Consider the following 15,110-nt stretch of genomic DNA (forward strand, 5'->3'; position numbering starts at 1 on the left):
TTATAAACTATTTCAACCCGTAGTAATCATCACGATCACCACGGGTTTCTGCATAATAAAAATTCATGAGTTTATATCTATGGTCTTAAAGTTACGCCAAAAACCAAAAAAGCATCTTCAACACATGGATTCCATATAGCCTGTGCAAATATCGGCAATGAAAACTTATCATTAATTTTTATCTCTGTCATTCCTTTTAAAGCTACATTAGTCACGGCGAAGCCACTATTCGTGTAGATACCCTCCGCCTTATACGGCACTGCGCCGCAAGTTACATTTAAATCGACATTTTTCACACTGAAAGGATAGTTCAGTTCCAGATAGGAGGAATAATTCTGCTTCAGTTCTCCGCTATCATTCAGCTTCTTGTCTTTTCCGGCAAACATCGTATACCACGCTACGGACAGGGGAAACTTCTCTACGGGCAACGTATAAGCCAATCCCGCCTCAAAATGATGTCCCGTCTCGTGGCTCTTAAAATTAAAATATTTATATGCCCCTTCACCTTCCCACCACAAATCGGCAACCGTCAGCGTAGGTCCCGCCTTACCAAACTTATAGGCAAGAGTCAGATCCAGTTCTTTATTCCCTCCACTGAAATTAGTAGATCCCCATGCGGTAACAGAAAAATTATCGAACCCAAACCCCAGCGTGGGTTGAAAAGCCGCACCTCCACCCTGGTACATTCCCCGCCAGACATAGGAACTGACAATATCTCCCTGCACAGCAAATTCCTGTGCTTTTGCATCCGTTATACCCGATACGCATACAGTTGCCGCAACCAATGCTCCTACAACAATCTTCTTACTAAAAAAACTCTTCATATTTATCTTTTTATTTTATGTTTCTAAAAAAGAGCAGCGCCCTGTCCAGCCCTGTTTATTTGAACCGCAATAAATAACTAAAACGATTCGGACAGGCACGCCGCCCAGTGTTTGGTTATTTATTCTCTTCAAGTGCTATATTCAGCTTCAGCACATTTATTTTCTCCGTTCCGAAAATTCCGAGTAAAGGCTTCTCCACACTTTGATCAACGATTTCTTTCACTTGATTTTCAGTCAGTCCACGTGCCTGTGCCACTCTCTTTACCTGCACATATGCACATTGCGGAGTAATATTAGGGTCGAGACCGGAGGCACTCGCCGTTACCATCTCCGCCGGAACATCTTTACGGCTCAGATAGGGATGATGTACAAGGAACGTATCGATACGCGCTTCCACTTCAGCCAGATATTCGGGATTCGTGGGTCCTTTGTTGCTGCCGGACGAACTAGAAGCATCATAACCGTCTCCGGCACACGAAGGACGTCCCCAGAAATAAATATCTTTTGTAAACATCTGACCGACATTGGCCGCACCCACCACTTTTCCATCCAGTGTGGCAACTTCAGCATTTCCCTTATTAGGTCCTGCCACTTGTGCAAACAACCACAAAATAAGAATATAGAATACGGAGAAAAAGACACAGAAAACAAGAGTTATCTTTAGTGATTTAAATAAAGTTTTCATCGCTATTGTTTTTTAATTAAAAGAATAAACCTACTAATAAATCAATCAGTTTAATTCCGATAAACGGAGCAATCACACCACCTACACCGTAAATCAGCAGATTCCGGCGAAGCAAAGCACTTGCACCTATCGGCTTGTACTGAACGCCACGCAAAGCCAACGGAATCAAGATCGGAATAATAATCGCATTGAAGATGACTGCCGAAAGGATCGCACTCTCAGGACTATGCAACTGCATGATATTCAACGCCGCCAGTTCGGGGATAGCCACCATAAACAAGGCGGGGACAATGGCAAAATATTTAGCCACATCGTTGGCGATAGAGAAAGTAGTCAGTGTTCCACGGGTCATCAGCAACTGCTTACCGATTTCCACAATCTCGATCAGTTTGGTAGGATCATTATCCAGATCTACCATATTGCCGGCTTCCTTTGCAGCCTGCGTACCACTGTTCATTGCTACTCCGACATTCGCCTGAGCCAAAGCGGGAGCATCATTCGTACCGTCCCCCATCATTGCCACCAGTTTGCCGGACTGTTGTTCCTTCTTGATATATTCCATTTTATCTTCCGGCTTCGCTTCGGCAATAAAATCATCGACACCTGCCTTTTCTGCAATATATTTGGCAGTCAGCGGGTTATCACCGGTCACCATCACTGTCTTCACTCCCATTTTGCGCAAGCGTTCGAAACGTTCCTGAATACCCGGCTTGATGATATCCTGCAATTCGATAACACCCGTCACTTTCCGATTAACACATACCACCAACGGCGTACCACCATTGCTTGAAATAGCAGCGATCACCTTTTCCACTTCTTCGGGGAATTTATTTCCGGCAGTTTCCACAATCTTACGGATAGCATCAAAAGCCCCTTTACGAATCTGAGTTCCGTCCGGCAAATCGACACCCGAGCATTTGGTTTCGGCTGTAAACTTAATCATTCGTGCGCCTGTCGTATTCAAGCTGCGCATACGGATACCTGATTCACGTCCCAGTTCTACGATTGATTTGCCTTCCGGAGTTTCATCGGACAGAGAAGAAAGCAGACAGTTTTCTACAAAAGCGTGCAGATCAATGCCCGGCGCAGTGTGAAAATGGGTAGCTTTACGATTACCGATGGTGATAGTTCCGGTCTTATCCAGCAACAAGGTATCAATATCGCCGGCAGTTTCCACTGCCTTACCCGATTTTGTTATCACATTCGCACGTAGTGCACGGTCCATACCGGCAATACCGATGGCAGAAAGAAGTCCTCCGATTGTTGTCGGAATCAGACACACAAACAAAGAAATAAGTGAAGCAATGGTAATGACAGTATTGCTGTAATCGGCAAACGGTTTTAACGTCACACACACAATGACAAAGACAAGTGTAAAACCAGCCAGCAGAATAGTCAGTGCTATCTCATTCGGAGTTTTCTGACGAGACGCACCTTCTACCAGTGCAATCATTTTATCCAGAAAACTTTCTCCCGGTTGGGTGGTCACCATTACTTTTATATGATCGGACAATACTTTCGTACCTCCCGTCACTGAGCTTTTATCGCCGCCTGCCTCCCGGATCACCGGAGCAGACTCACCTGTAATCGCACTTTCATCGATAGAGGCCAATCCTTCGATTATTTCCCCATCGGACGGAATCACGTCTCCGGCTTCACAGACAAACACATCTCCTTTCTTTAGCTGTGAAGAACTTACAGTCACTATTTGATTACCTTCCACCTTTTTGGCAGGTGTCTCTTCCCGTGTTTTACGCAGGCTGTCGGCTTGCGCTTTTCCCCGTGCTTCGGCAATCGCTTCGGCAAAATTGGCAAACAGCAGTGTAATAAACAGAATGATAAACACAGCTATGTTGTAGGCAAACGAACCCTGAGAGGGATTGATGATGGAGTAAAGTGTCACAAACAACATGACCACTGTAGCCACCTCTACCGTATACATGATCGGGTTCTTTATCATCAGTCGCGGGTTTAGCTTCACGAATGATTGTTTCAGGCTTTCTATAACTTGCTCCTTTTGAAACAAAGAAGCTGATTTCATATTTTTCATATCTTCTCTAATTCAGAATTACAAACTTAAATGTTCGGCAATTGTACTCAAAGCGTGTACCGGGAAGAAGGACAGAGCAGCCACAATGAAGATAACGACAAACGTCATTATTCCGAAAGTCAGCGTATCAGTCTTCAGTGTTCCGGCACTCTCGGGAATGAACTTCTTCTGAGCCAGCAGGCCGGCAATGGCAACTTGTCCGATAATAGGCAGGAATCGGCTAAGAATAAGTACAATACCACAGGTCCAGTTCCAGAAATAAGTATTATCTCCCAGTCCTTCAAAGCCGGAACCATTGTTAGCGGCACAAGATGTATACTCATAAAGCTGCTCACTCAAGCCGTGGAATCCAAGATTGTTCAGCCAACCGCCCTCGCTTTCCACAAAGTCAGGATGATATACATATATATAACTTGAGATTGCTGTGAACACTAATATGACAAATGGATGAAGCAGTGCTACTATCGTAGCTATTTTCATTTCACGGGCTTCTACTTTCTTTCCGAGAAATTCCGGGGTACGACCTACCATCAAACCGCTGATAAATACCGCGATAATAATGAACGTATAATAATTCATCCAACCTACGCCTACACCGCCGAACCAAGTATTAATCTGCATATTCAGCATCTCCATCATACCTGACAACGGCATAGTAGAATCATGCATACCATTCACCGAACCATTGGAAGTAACAGTAGTCACAATGCTCCAAAGTGCTGTAGCTCCGGCACCCAAACGAACTTCCTTACCTTCCATCGCACCGTTATCCTGCGCAATTCCCAGTTCATCGATACGGGGATTTCCACCCATTTCCTGACTGACATTGATACAGACGCCTACCAGGAAAGCAAAGAGCATCACTCCGAAAATACTATAAGCCAGTTTCTTTCTACGAGTATAAAACCCTAATGCAAGTACCATTGCCATCGGAATAATCAAGATAGACCAGCACTCCACCATATTGGTAAGATAAGTCGGATTTTCCAACGGATGAGAAGAGTTCACACCAAAGTAACCGCCTCCATTCGTTCCTAATTGTTTAATGGGCACAATGGCAGCCGCAGGTCCTTGCGAAACCATCTGTTCCTGTCCTTCGAGGGTAGTGACCTTCATTTTTCCGTCGAATCCCATCGGGGTTCCCTGAAGAATCAGGATGAAACCTACAATCAAAGAAAGCGGTAACAGGATACGTGTACAGCTCACTACCAAAAAATGCCAGAAGTTACCGATTGTTTTTGTTGTCTTGGCAGCCATACTCTTCATAATACCAGCCATAGCAGCCATACCGGTTGCAGCGGTAATAAACTGGAAGAGCATAATGACAAACAGCTGTGTGAAATAAGTCAATCCGCTTTCACCACTATAGTGCTGCAAGTTACAGTTGACCATAAAACTGATACAGGTATTAAAAGCCTGATCCGGCGTTTGGGGACCGTTGCCATCCGGATTTAAAGGTAACCATCCTTGCGAAACCAGCAATACCATTCCCCATACGAACCAAAATGCATTCAATATCAATAATGCTTTCAGGAACTGTTTCCAGTTCATTTCTTCTTTAGGGTCAATTCCGCATACTTTATAAATGACTCTTTCAATAGGAGCCATGAAATCCGACCAGGTTTTCTCTCCTTTATAAACCTTGGCAATGTATCTTCCTAGTGGATAAGCCAAAATCACCATCAAGGCAACTTGTGCGACCACACCTAAAATTTCTGTATTCATACTTTTACCTTAAACTGTATAACTTTAAAACTTTTCGGGTCTGATGAGTACATACATCAAATAACCGAAGATTGCAATACCTAATACAAATAGTGTTGTGTACATAATTAATTCTCCTTTCCTCTTCTAGATCTTTTCAAACCAGTCTACGCATTTCCAAAATAGCCAGAAGCAGGCAAAGCCGCTCAAGAGGCAAAAAACAAATGATAGTGTTATCTCCATGTCTTTAATCTTTTAAATATTTATTATTATAATACTTGCAATGTATTATGCCAAATGCGTGCCAAAACTCTAAAAGAAATGGCAATAAATTGATTATCAAACATATATAAAGAAGAAGGAAATATATAATAACAGAGTCGACCTTTCCATTTTGAAAAAGTAGTTCAATTTTGAAAGGGTATTTAGTCTTGGCAGAATATGGGATTTTAAATAAAACAGAAGGAAAAAGAATGAAATTGAAGGAAAAAGAGGCTGAAAAGGATACTGAAAAATAGTATTATAAAAGATTGTCCGGTCGTTTATTTTTTAGCAGAACAGGAGATTTGAAGTATGTGGATGATGTGTACTTAAATTCCGAAAGTATCAAACACAATAAAGCCCTTCTGGTATTTCTACCGGAAGGGCTTCTCTAAAAATGGCGGCTACCTACTCTCCCACTGTTACGCAGTACCATCGGCGTGACGAGGCTTAACTTCTCTGTTCGGAATGGGAAGAGGTGGAACCCTCGTGCTATAACCACCTGAATTTCTTCAATTGACAATGGACAATTGACAAATGACAATTATCGCAGCTGTCATGATAAGTTATGACATGATAAAAAGTAAAATTCAAGTATCTGTTAATCTAATTGTCAATTGTCAATTGTCATTTGTCAATTGTCAATTAAAAAAGCTAAACGTATATATCGCGATCCGCACCGTCCGAAAGAAAGTGAACGGGCAATTAGTAATGCTCGGCTTTGATGTTACCACCTTTACACCTGCATCCTATCAACGTCATCGTCTTTAACGACCCTAAGAAATCTAATCTTGTGGCTGGCTTCGTACTTAGATGCTTTCAGCACTTATCCAATCCCGACTTAGATACCCAGCAATGCACCTGGCGGCACAACTGGTAAACCAGCGGTCAGTCCAACACGGTCCTCTCGTACTAGTGTCAGAGCCACGCAAATTTCATACGCCCACGATAGATAGAGACCGAACTGTCTCACGACGTTCTGAACCCAGCTCGCGTGCCACTTTAATGGGCGAACAGCCCAACCCTTGGGACCTTCTCCAGCCCCAGGATGTGACGAGCCGACATCGAGGTGCCAAACCCCTCCGTCGATATGAGCTCTTGGGAGGGATCAGCCTGTTATCCCCGGAGTACCTTTTATCCTTTGAGCGATGTCCCTTCCATACGGAAACACCGGATCACTATGCTCTAGTTTCCTACCTGATCGACTTGTTAGTCTCCCAGTCAAGCGCCCTTATGCCATTACACTCTACGGACGGTTACCAATCGTCCTGAGGGCACCTTTAGAAGCCTCCGTTACTATTTTGGAGGCGACCACCCCAGTCAAACTACCCACCAAACAGTGTCCTCGTACCACGAGTTAGAACTCAAATAATCAAAGGGCCGTATTTCAACAGCGACTCCACAAATACTGGCGTACCTGCTTCGAAGTCTCCGGCCTATCCTACACATCAATTACCCAAATTCAATGTTAAGCTATAGTAAAGGTTCACGGGGTCTTTTCGTCCCATCGCGGGTAATCGGCATCTTCACCGATACTACAATTTCACTGAGCTCACGGTTGAGACAGTGTCCAGATCATTACACCATTCGTGCAGGTCGGAACTTACCCGACAAGGAATTTCGCTACCTTAGGACCGTTATAGTTACGGCCGCCGTTTACTGGGGCTTCAATTCAATGCTTCTCTTGCGATGACATCTCCTCTTAACCTTCCAGCACCGGGCAGGTGTCAGGCTGTATACGTAATCTTTCAATTTGGCACAGCCCTGTGTTTTTGTTAAACAGTTGCCTGGACCTATTCTCTGCGCCCAACTCTCGTTGGGACCCTTTATCCCGAAGTTACAGGGTCAATTTGCCTAGTTCCTTAACCGTGAATCACTCAAGCGCCTTAGTATATTCAACCCGACTACGTGTGTCCGTTTGCGGTACGGGTACCTTAAGGATTAAGTTTAGCGGATTTTCTTGGGAGTATGCTTACACGCACTATTGGATTGTTCCGAAGAACGCTCCATACTATCAGGTTCGACTCTCATCCCGGATTTGCCTGGGATGATCAACATCTACACCCTTCAACGGACTATTCCGTCAGTCCGCGGCGCTGTCACTGCTCCGTCTCCACGTCACTCCTTAAGGTAGTACAGGAATATTAACCTGTTCTGCCATCGGCCTCACCGTTCGGCTGAGCCTTAGGACCCGACTAACCCTGATCCGATTAGCGTTGATCAGGAAACCTTAGTCTTTCGGCGAGGGGGTTTCTCACCCCCTTTATCGTTACTTATACCTACATTTGCTTTTCCACACGCTCCAGCAAAGCTCACGCTTCACCTTCGACGCAGAGTGGAATGCTCCCCTACCGATCATTACTGATCCCATAGCTTCGGTAAAACACTTAATGCCCGATTATTATCCACGCCAAACTCCTCGACTAGTGAGCTGTTACGCACTCTTTAAATGAATGGCTGCTTCCAAGCCAACATCCTAGCTGTCTTAGCAATCTGACTTCGTTAGTTCAACTTAGTGTTTATTTGGGGACCTTAGCTGATGGTCTGGATTCTTCTCCTTTAGGACATGGACCTTAGCACCCATGCCCTCACTCCTGTGATAGAACTAATGCGCATTCGGAGTTTATCAAGACTTGATAGGCGGTGAAGCCCTCGCATCTTATCAGTCGCTCTACCTCACATTAGTAACTCACAAGGCTGCACCTAAATGCATTTCGGGGAGTACGAGCTATCTCCAAGTTTGATTAGCCTTTCACCCCCACCCTCAGTTCATCCGGAAGCTTTTCAACGCTTATCGGTTCGGTCCTCCAGTTAGTGTTACCTAACCTTCAACCTGACCAAGGGTAGATCACTTGGTTTCGCGTCTACTCCTTCCGACTCGACGCCCTGTTCAGACTCGCTTTCGCTTCGGCTGCACATCTCAAGATGCTTAACCTTGCCGGAAAAAGTAACTCGTAGGTTCATTATGCAAAAGGCACGCCGTCACTGCTTAAGCAGCTCCGACCGCTTGTAGGCGCACGGTTTCAGGGACTATTTCACTCTTCTATTCGAAGTGCTTTTCACCTTTCCTTCACAGTACTGGTTCGCTATCGGTCTCTCGGGAGTATTTAGCCTTACCGGATGGTCCCGGCAGATTCACGCAAGATTTCTCGTGTCCCGCGCTACTCAGGATACCACTACGCTTAATTTGACTTCGTATACCGGACTATCACCGTCTATGGTTCAACTTTCCAGAGGATTCTACTCATCAAATGTCTTGCGACATCGTGGTCCTACAACCCCACACATGCCGTAACATGGGTGGTTTGGGCTATTCCCCGTTCGCTCGCCACTACTAGGGGAATCATTATTATTTTCTTTTCCTACAGGTACTAAGATGTTTCAGTTCCCTGCGTTAGCTTCCATCAAAGATGGATGACATTCCTTCAGAATGCCGGGTTGTCCCATTCGGAAATCTCTGGATCAAAGGTTATTTGCACCTACCCAGAGCTTATCGCAGCTTATCACGTCCTTCATCGCCTCCGAGAGCCAAGGCATCCGCCATGCGCCCTTGCTTACTTTCTTTCAAACTTACTTTTAAGTATCAGGTATTAAGTATCAGGTATTAACCCAAAGTACTTAATAGTGTTGTACTTAAAACGTACGGTTCGATATATACTTTTAGCTCTTTACTAAATTTTACTTTTTGTACATCATGTCAAAGATCGTTTCTCTTTTCAGAGACTGTGGAGAATAACGGATTCGAACCGTTGACCCTCTGCGTGCAAGGCAGATGCTCTAGCCAGCTGAGCTAATCCCCCAAGAGTAATTGAACATTGCAATAATGAATTGACAACGACAATTTTTGTTCGGAGTAGTCCCAGGCAGAGTTGAACTGCCGACCTCTACATTATCAGTGTAGCGCTCTAACCAACTGAGCTATAGGACTAGTTCAACCTTGTCTACCTGATGTTAGACTCGGCTTCTTTCTTTTCTCTTGTTTATCTCTATCTATACTTCTATAGATGGTTGATCTATATGTTATAAATAAACAAGTACCAGTAGTACAATAATAGAACCTATGAAATCGTTGTTACGACATCGCTCCAGAAAGGAGGTGTTCCAGCCGCACCTTCCGGTACGGCTACCTTGTTACGACTTAGCCCCAATTACCAGTTTTACCCTAGGACGCTCCTTGCGGTTACGTACTTCAGGTACCCCCGGCTTTCATGGCTTGACGGGCGGTGTGTACAAGGCCCGGGAACGTATTCACCGCGCCATGGCTGATGCGCGATTACTAGCGAATCCAGCTTCACGAAGTCGGGTTGCAGACTTCGATCCGAACTGAGAGAGGCTTTTGGGATTAGCATCCTGTCACCAGGTAGCTGCCTTCTGTACCCCCCATTGTAACACGTGTGTAGCCCCGGACGTAAGGGCCGTGCTGATTTGACGTCATCCCCACCTTCCTCACATCTTACGACGGCAGTCTCTCTAGAGTCCTCAGCATGACCTGTTAGTAACTAAAGATAAGGGTTGCGCTCGTTATGGCACTTAAGCCGACACCTCACGGCACGAGCTGACGACAACCATGCAGCACCTTCACATTTGCCTTACGGCTATACTGTTTCCAATATATTCAAATGCAATTTAAGCCCGGGTAAGGTTCCTCGCGTATCATCGAATTAAACCACATGTTCCTCCGCTTGTGCGGGCCCCCGTCAATTCCTTTGAGTTTCACCGTTGCCGGCGTACTCCCCAGGTGGAATACTTAATGCTTTCGCTTGGCCGCTTACTGTATATCGCAAACAGCGAGTATTCATCGTTTACTGTGTGGACTACCAGGGTATCTAATCCTGTTTGATACCCACACTTTCGAGCATCAGTGTCAGTTGCAGTCCAGTGAGCTGCCTTCGCAATCGGAGTTCTTCGTGATATCTAAGCATTTCACCGCTACACCACGAATTCCGCCCACCTCTACTGTACTCAAGACAGCCAGTATCAACTGCAATTTTACGGTTGAGCCGCAAACTTTCACAACTGACTTAACTGTCCACCTACGCTCCCTTTAAACCCAATAAATCCGGATAACGCTCGGATCCTCCGTATTACCGCGGCTGCTGGCACGGAGTTAGCCGATCCTTATTCATATGGTACATACAAAATTCCACACGTGGAAAACTTTATTCCCATATAAAAGAAGTTTACAACCCATAGGGCAGTCATCCTTCACGCTACTTGGCTGGTTCAGGCCTGCGCCCATTGACCAATATTCCTCACTGCTGCCTCCCGTAGGAGTTTGGACCGTGTCTCAGTTCCAATGTGGGGGACCTTCCTCTCAGAACCCCTATCCATCGAAGGTTTGGTGAGCCGTTACCTCACCAACTGCCTAATGGAACGCATCCCCATCGATAACCGAAATTCTTTAATAATCAAACCATGCGGTCTGATTATACCATCGGGTATTAATCTTTCTTTCGAAAGGCTATCCCCGAGTTATCGGCAGGTTGGATACGTGTTACTCACCCGTGCGCCGGTCGCCATCTCCAGTTTGCAAGCAAACTGAAATGCTGCCCCTCGACTTGCATGTGTTAAGCCTGTAGCTAGCGTTCATCCTGAGCCAGGATCAAACTCTTCATTGTAAAAGTATTGTTAGTCAGCATAAAGCTGATTTTTGCTCTGTTCAGGATGCCGTACAATTTATTGACTTCATTAATACCTTACGTCTCACACATATTAATATATATAAGACAAGTATTGACGGTTCTATTTTTTTCTTGTACTACTTGTATTGTTTATCAATATTTCAAAGAACATCTTGCTTTCGTTTTAAAAGCGGGTGCAAAGGTAAGAGGTTTTATTTTAACTACCAAATGTTTTCGGAAGTTTTTTCGCTTTTCTTTTTCTATCGTTTCTCAGACTCTCTTAGCGAAAGGGAAAGAAGGTAAAGAAGAAAAACAAAACGCCTTTTCTTTGCGAATCGGACTGCAAAGATAAGAACTTTTAGCTTTATCTTCCAAACTTTATCGGAAGTTTTTTTGTTCTTATGGTCAAGCAGTACTGCGCTTTTACACTAAGTCAATTTAACAAGGCTTTCTTCTCTTGGAAAGCGGGTGCAAAAGTACGCCCTTTTCAAATATGCTCCAAACTTAAATCACTCTTTTTTTGAATTATTTTTGAGGATAGAAGCTAAAGTGTTGAATTATAAGGATGTTGTAGAACATAAAATTCTTGGATGGAGGAGGAACAGAGGAAAGGAGTGCACATTATTATATTCGCACGCGCGTTAGGTGAGTGAGCCCAGGTGGATGCACCAGGGAAATGAAGAGGAAATAGGGGGAAGAACAAAGTTTGAAAAAGAAAAAACTCTGCCATCCGCAACAATTGGATTAACATTCTTATGGGGACTGACTAAAAAGTCGGTTCTACCTCTATTGGCGCTGACTAAAAAGTCAATAGTATCTTAAATCTCCTCCTTCCCGAAGGAGGAGTACCCGTAGGGGGAGGTGGTAGGTGAATACATAATCCTATCATTTACAAAGAAATAGGAACAAACATTATTTATCCTACCACCTCGGTCTGCGACCACTCCTCCTTCCAGAAGGAGGAGAATAGAGATACTACCGACTTTTCAGTCAACCCCTACTTACGTGTCAGCCAAGCTCTCTATGAAAATAAAAAACTATAATTTGCTGTCATCTGTCACGTTATTGGGGGTAATAATTTGAATATGAGTGATTAATGAGGTGACAACAGTAGGTGATGGCAGTGTGACGGCAAATTTTGCTGTCACACTGCCTTGTTGTCAATGGTTACTTATGGGCTGTTGGTTGGTCTATACAGAGCTTTTTAGTTTCTCCCGCTTGAAACTTTTGTTTCTCCAGCTTGGAACTAAAGTTCCATCGGCTTGAAACTAAAGTTTCAAAGCCGTGAAAACAAGGTTTCGGACGCTTGAAAACATTGCTTCAAGCGTAGGGAATGAGTGAAACAACCGTATGGTCCGATTAGATCGACTGTACTTCCCTAATAATGGTTGACTTGTTTATCTCTAATAGCTGCTATGTGTTGACTAGAAATATTACTAACCCTGGCAGCTGTTTACTTTATTATTTATTATTCCTGCCTCCGGTTTACTTATTTTTTTCTTATTCCTTTAACCGGTTGACTCTTCTCTTTGAAAGAAGAAAAAAGAAAGGAACTCACCCTTTTTCCTCTTTCTATCCCGCTAGCAGGGCATTCTTGGTCTTTTCATAAGCAAATGTACATATTTATTTTTAAGCAAGTGCTACATTCAGATACTTTTCTCTGTAGCTTATCCATCTTTTCCTGATAGGTCCTTGCATTTCTCCTGCCTGTACCGGGGTAAGCATATCCAAGCTCATATGAGGCCTTTCGTTGTTATAGAAGTGAACGGCTGTTGCTACAGCTTTTCTGACTTCCTGTATTGAACTAAAGCGCATTCCTTGCAGCAATTCATTCTTTATAATGCCATTCACACGCTCAGCTATGGCATTGTCCTTGGGATTGCCATCCTCTGTCATGCTGGGAAGAATCCCGTTATGTCGTAATATGGCAATATAATCCGCACTGGCATATTGTACGCCTCGGTCGGAGTGATGGATCAAACCCTTAATCTCCTTTGCAGCTATGCGTCTGACTGCCATTTCCAGAGCTTCCACTGTGTAACAGCTTCCCAGAGTATCACCTACGCAATACCCAATGATCTCCTTCGTATAGGCGTCTGTCACCAGAGACAGGTAGCAGAACACATAACTGCCGTCAGGCAACCATATGGTAATGTAAGTGATATCACTAACCCACAGCTGATCAGGATGTTCTAATAGCAATGTCCTGGTTAAATCAGGATACTGTGGCAAGTGATGAGAGGAGTCTGTCGTACGTGGAGCCCGAAAACGTTTGCGTATTGTCAGCTTATACTTGGACAATATAGCACAGAAACAGTCACGCCCAACAAAGGCCTGGCTGGTGCCGAACTCATTACGGTACATCAGCCAAAGTTTCATCCCCCCAATACCAGGGTCCTTTGAACGCACACGTTTGACAAACTCAAGAACAAAACGTTCACGGGCCGAACTATCCGTACTATGGTCAACATACTTATAAAAGGCTTGCTTTGTTACACCAAACAATTTGCAAAGAGAGACCACCGTATAGGCATGCCTCCCTTTACAAAGCCTTTTTATTGTTTGGTACCAGCTTTTTTTCGGATAGGAAGATTAAACATCTCCTCGGCAACATCAATCATCGTATCGAAGGCGTGCGCACGCATTTTAGCATCTTTAAGCTCTGCACGTAAACGCTCATTCTCAAGACGTAAGGCAGTAATTGAGGAGGATTCATCCGAGGACTTGGGAGACTTGTTCTTTTTCATATAAGCGGATATTTCAGGATTAGAATCCTCAAAGATACGAACCCAACGCCAAAATGTAATGCGGGCAATCCCTTTTTCTTGGGCAAAACGAGAAACTGAGAAATTCGAACGATAGAAATCGCCAAGAAGTTCAAGCTGATAAGGACTAAAGGTCATGTCACTCTTTTTCATCTTTTATTCATTTTAGTTGATACTTATAGTAGTCAACCAAATCCAGGGTAAGACAGACAGTAGAAGCGGGGGCAATTGACCTGTTATTTCAGAAAGAAAGAGAGAAAGAAAGAATTTATCAGCCAATAATACACACGGGGGATCAGTTATTAATGACTGATTTAGCAATTATTAAGCGCTGACACATCGGAAGATAATATACTGTATATCAAGATATAACATTTAATAAAAGATACGTAATACGATTCAGCAGAGTGAGAGCAAACACTTGCTCTCACTCTGCTACCATTGGATCTCTAACTGCTAAAACATCGATGAATAAAGGCATACAGACGAACTGTTAGAGCATGAGAGCAAAACGGCTATCAAATCACTGTGGAAAAATAAATATAGACGGCTATCATATTAAGCAAAAAACGGTCAAAAAGGGCAGGAAATAAATGATAGTACATAAGATACCTATTCCGATCCCCGTGATTTTTGTTTTAACTGTAATATCAACAGAATCTATTTGCTTGATTTTAAACAACTTTCTTTCTACCACAAAGAATATTGTAGAGTACAAAAGTGGAAGAATATAAAAGACTACTGGATTTAACTCTATAAAAATGGCATAAAACGGAAACATAGCTCTAAAAAAGACCATAAACACCAATGCCTGCGTTAAAATCCAATATATCTTTTTATTTTTCCAATAACTGAGTCCTGTCAGTATAACAATTATCCAGAAAAATGCCGGACAAAATACATTCTCTTTGTACTTACAAAAATCAGCAAGTCCCCCATACATTGCATCAGCTTCGGCCATAGAATACAAAGTACGATAGTCATGAATCTCCAAACAGAGAAAAATGACTCCTGCAATAATTTCTATATAAGGAATCAATTTTAGTATATTCTTTTTAACTGGAGACCGCTCTTTCATGTATCAAATTATTTTTCAAACAAATATAGTTTTTATTAATTGAAAAAACAAATACATAATTATCAGATACAGGCAAATAAAGATTGGGCATTCCCGAGCAAAATCCACCTTCAGTTGTTATT

At 43.4% G+C, this 15,110-nt stretch carries 8 protein-coding genes, 2 tRNA genes and 3 rRNA genes; all 13 read right to left on the reverse strand.

Annotated features, from left to right (window positions below):
- Positions 1-77 precede the first annotated feature (77 nt).
- Positions 78-824, reverse strand: a complete 747-nt coding sequence (locus tag BT_RS12250; protein WP_008764091.1) for a hypothetical protein — start codon at positions 822-824, stop codon at positions 78-80.
- 115 nt (positions 825-939) lie between these two features.
- Positions 940-1,509 (reverse strand): K(+)-transporting ATPase subunit C, encoded by a 570-nt coding sequence (locus BT_RS12255; protein ID WP_008764090.1) that lies wholly within the window; start codon positions 1,507-1,509, stop codon positions 940-942.
- Positions 1,510-1,525: 16 nt separating this feature from the next.
- Complete coding sequence (gene kdpB, locus BT_RS12260) at positions 1,526-3,559, reverse strand: potassium-transporting ATPase subunit KdpB (protein ID WP_008763738.1); 2,034 nt, start codon at positions 3,557-3,559, stop codon at positions 1,526-1,528.
- 18 nt (positions 3,560-3,577) lie between these two features.
- The gene (gene kdpA, locus BT_RS12265) at positions 3,578-5,284 is read right to left on the reverse strand and encodes a potassium-transporting ATPase subunit KdpA (protein WP_011108291.1); all 1,707 of its coding nucleotides are present in this window, start codon (positions 5,282-5,284) and stop codon (positions 3,578-3,580) included.
- 24 nt (positions 5,285-5,308) lie between these two features.
- A complete protein-coding gene (gene kdpF, locus BT_RS25000) occupies positions 5,309-5,389 on the reverse strand; it encodes a K(+)-transporting ATPase subunit F (RefSeq protein WP_062694355.1) in 81 nt (26 codons plus the stop codon).
- Positions 5,390-5,919: 530 nt separating this feature from the next.
- Positions 5,920-6,030, reverse strand: a 5S ribosomal RNA gene (gene rrf / locus BT_RS12275).
- A 179-nt stretch (positions 6,031-6,209) separates the two neighbouring features.
- Positions 6,210-9,088, reverse strand: a 23S ribosomal RNA gene (locus BT_RS12280).
- A gap of 162 nt (positions 9,089-9,250) precedes the next feature.
- Positions 9,251-9,324: transfer RNA gene (locus BT_RS12285), tRNA-Ala, on the reverse strand.
- A 54-nt stretch (positions 9,325-9,378) separates the two neighbouring features.
- Positions 9,379-9,452, reverse strand: a tRNA-Ile gene (locus tag BT_RS12290).
- A gap of 161 nt (positions 9,453-9,613) precedes the next feature.
- Positions 9,614-11,142: ribosomal RNA gene (locus BT_RS12295) — 16S ribosomal RNA — on the reverse strand.
- The 16S, 23S and 5S rRNA genes sit together here with 2 tRNA genes alongside, the layout of an rRNA operon.
- 1,632 nt (positions 11,143-12,774) lie before the next feature.
- On the reverse strand, positions 12,775-13,668 hold the full coding sequence (locus BT_RS12300; protein ID WP_008765456.1) for an IS3 family transposase: 894 nt from the start codon (positions 13,666-13,668) through the stop codon (positions 12,775-12,777).
- Positions 13,669-13,700: 32 nt separating this feature from the next.
- Positions 13,701-14,063, reverse strand: a complete 363-nt coding sequence (locus BT_RS12305; RefSeq protein ID WP_008765457.1) for a hypothetical protein — start codon at positions 14,061-14,063, stop codon at positions 13,701-13,703.
- Positions 14,064-14,463: 400 nt separating this feature from the next.
- Positions 14,464-14,988, reverse strand: coding sequence for a hypothetical protein (locus BT_RS12310; protein ID WP_011108293.1), 525 nt, complete (start codon positions 14,986-14,988; stop codon positions 14,464-14,466).
- Between the last annotated feature and the right edge of the window lie 122 nt (positions 14,989-15,110).

This window comes from Bacteroides thetaiotaomicron VPI-5482, assembly GCF_000011065.1.
Lineage (GTDB): Bacteria > Bacteroidota > Bacteroidia > Bacteroidales > Bacteroidaceae > Bacteroides > Bacteroides thetaiotaomicron.

What these genes read in the sequence shown, in the direction of transcription:
- BT_RS12250 (WP_008764091.1), bottom strand. Translation starts at nt 824, where the DNA reads ATGAAGAGTTTTTTTAGTAAGAAGATTGTTGTAGGAGCATTGGTTGCG.
- kdpB (WP_008763738.1), bottom strand. Translation starts at nt 3,559, where the DNA reads ATGAAAAATATGAAATCAGCTTCTTTGTTTCAAAAGGAGCAAGTTATA.
- BT_RS12255 (WP_008764090.1), bottom strand. Translation starts at nt 1,509, where the DNA reads ATGAAAACTTTATTTAAATCACTAAAGATAACTCTTGTTTTCTGTGTC.
- kdpA (WP_011108291.1), bottom strand. Translation starts at nt 5,284, where the DNA reads ATGAATACAGAAATTTTAGGTGTGGTCGCACAAGTTGCCTTGATGGTG.
- BT_RS12305 (WP_008765457.1), bottom strand. Translation starts at nt 14,063, where the DNA reads ATGAAAAAGAGTGACATGACCTTTAGTCCTTATCAGCTTGAACTTCTT.
- BT_RS12310 (WP_011108293.1), bottom strand. Translation starts at nt 14,988, where the DNA reads ATGAAAGAGCGGTCTCCAGTTAAAAAGAATATACTAAAATTGATTCCT.
- kdpF (WP_062694355.1), bottom strand. Translation starts at nt 5,389, where the DNA reads ATGTACACAACACTATTTGTATTAGGTATTGCAATCTTCGGTTATTTG.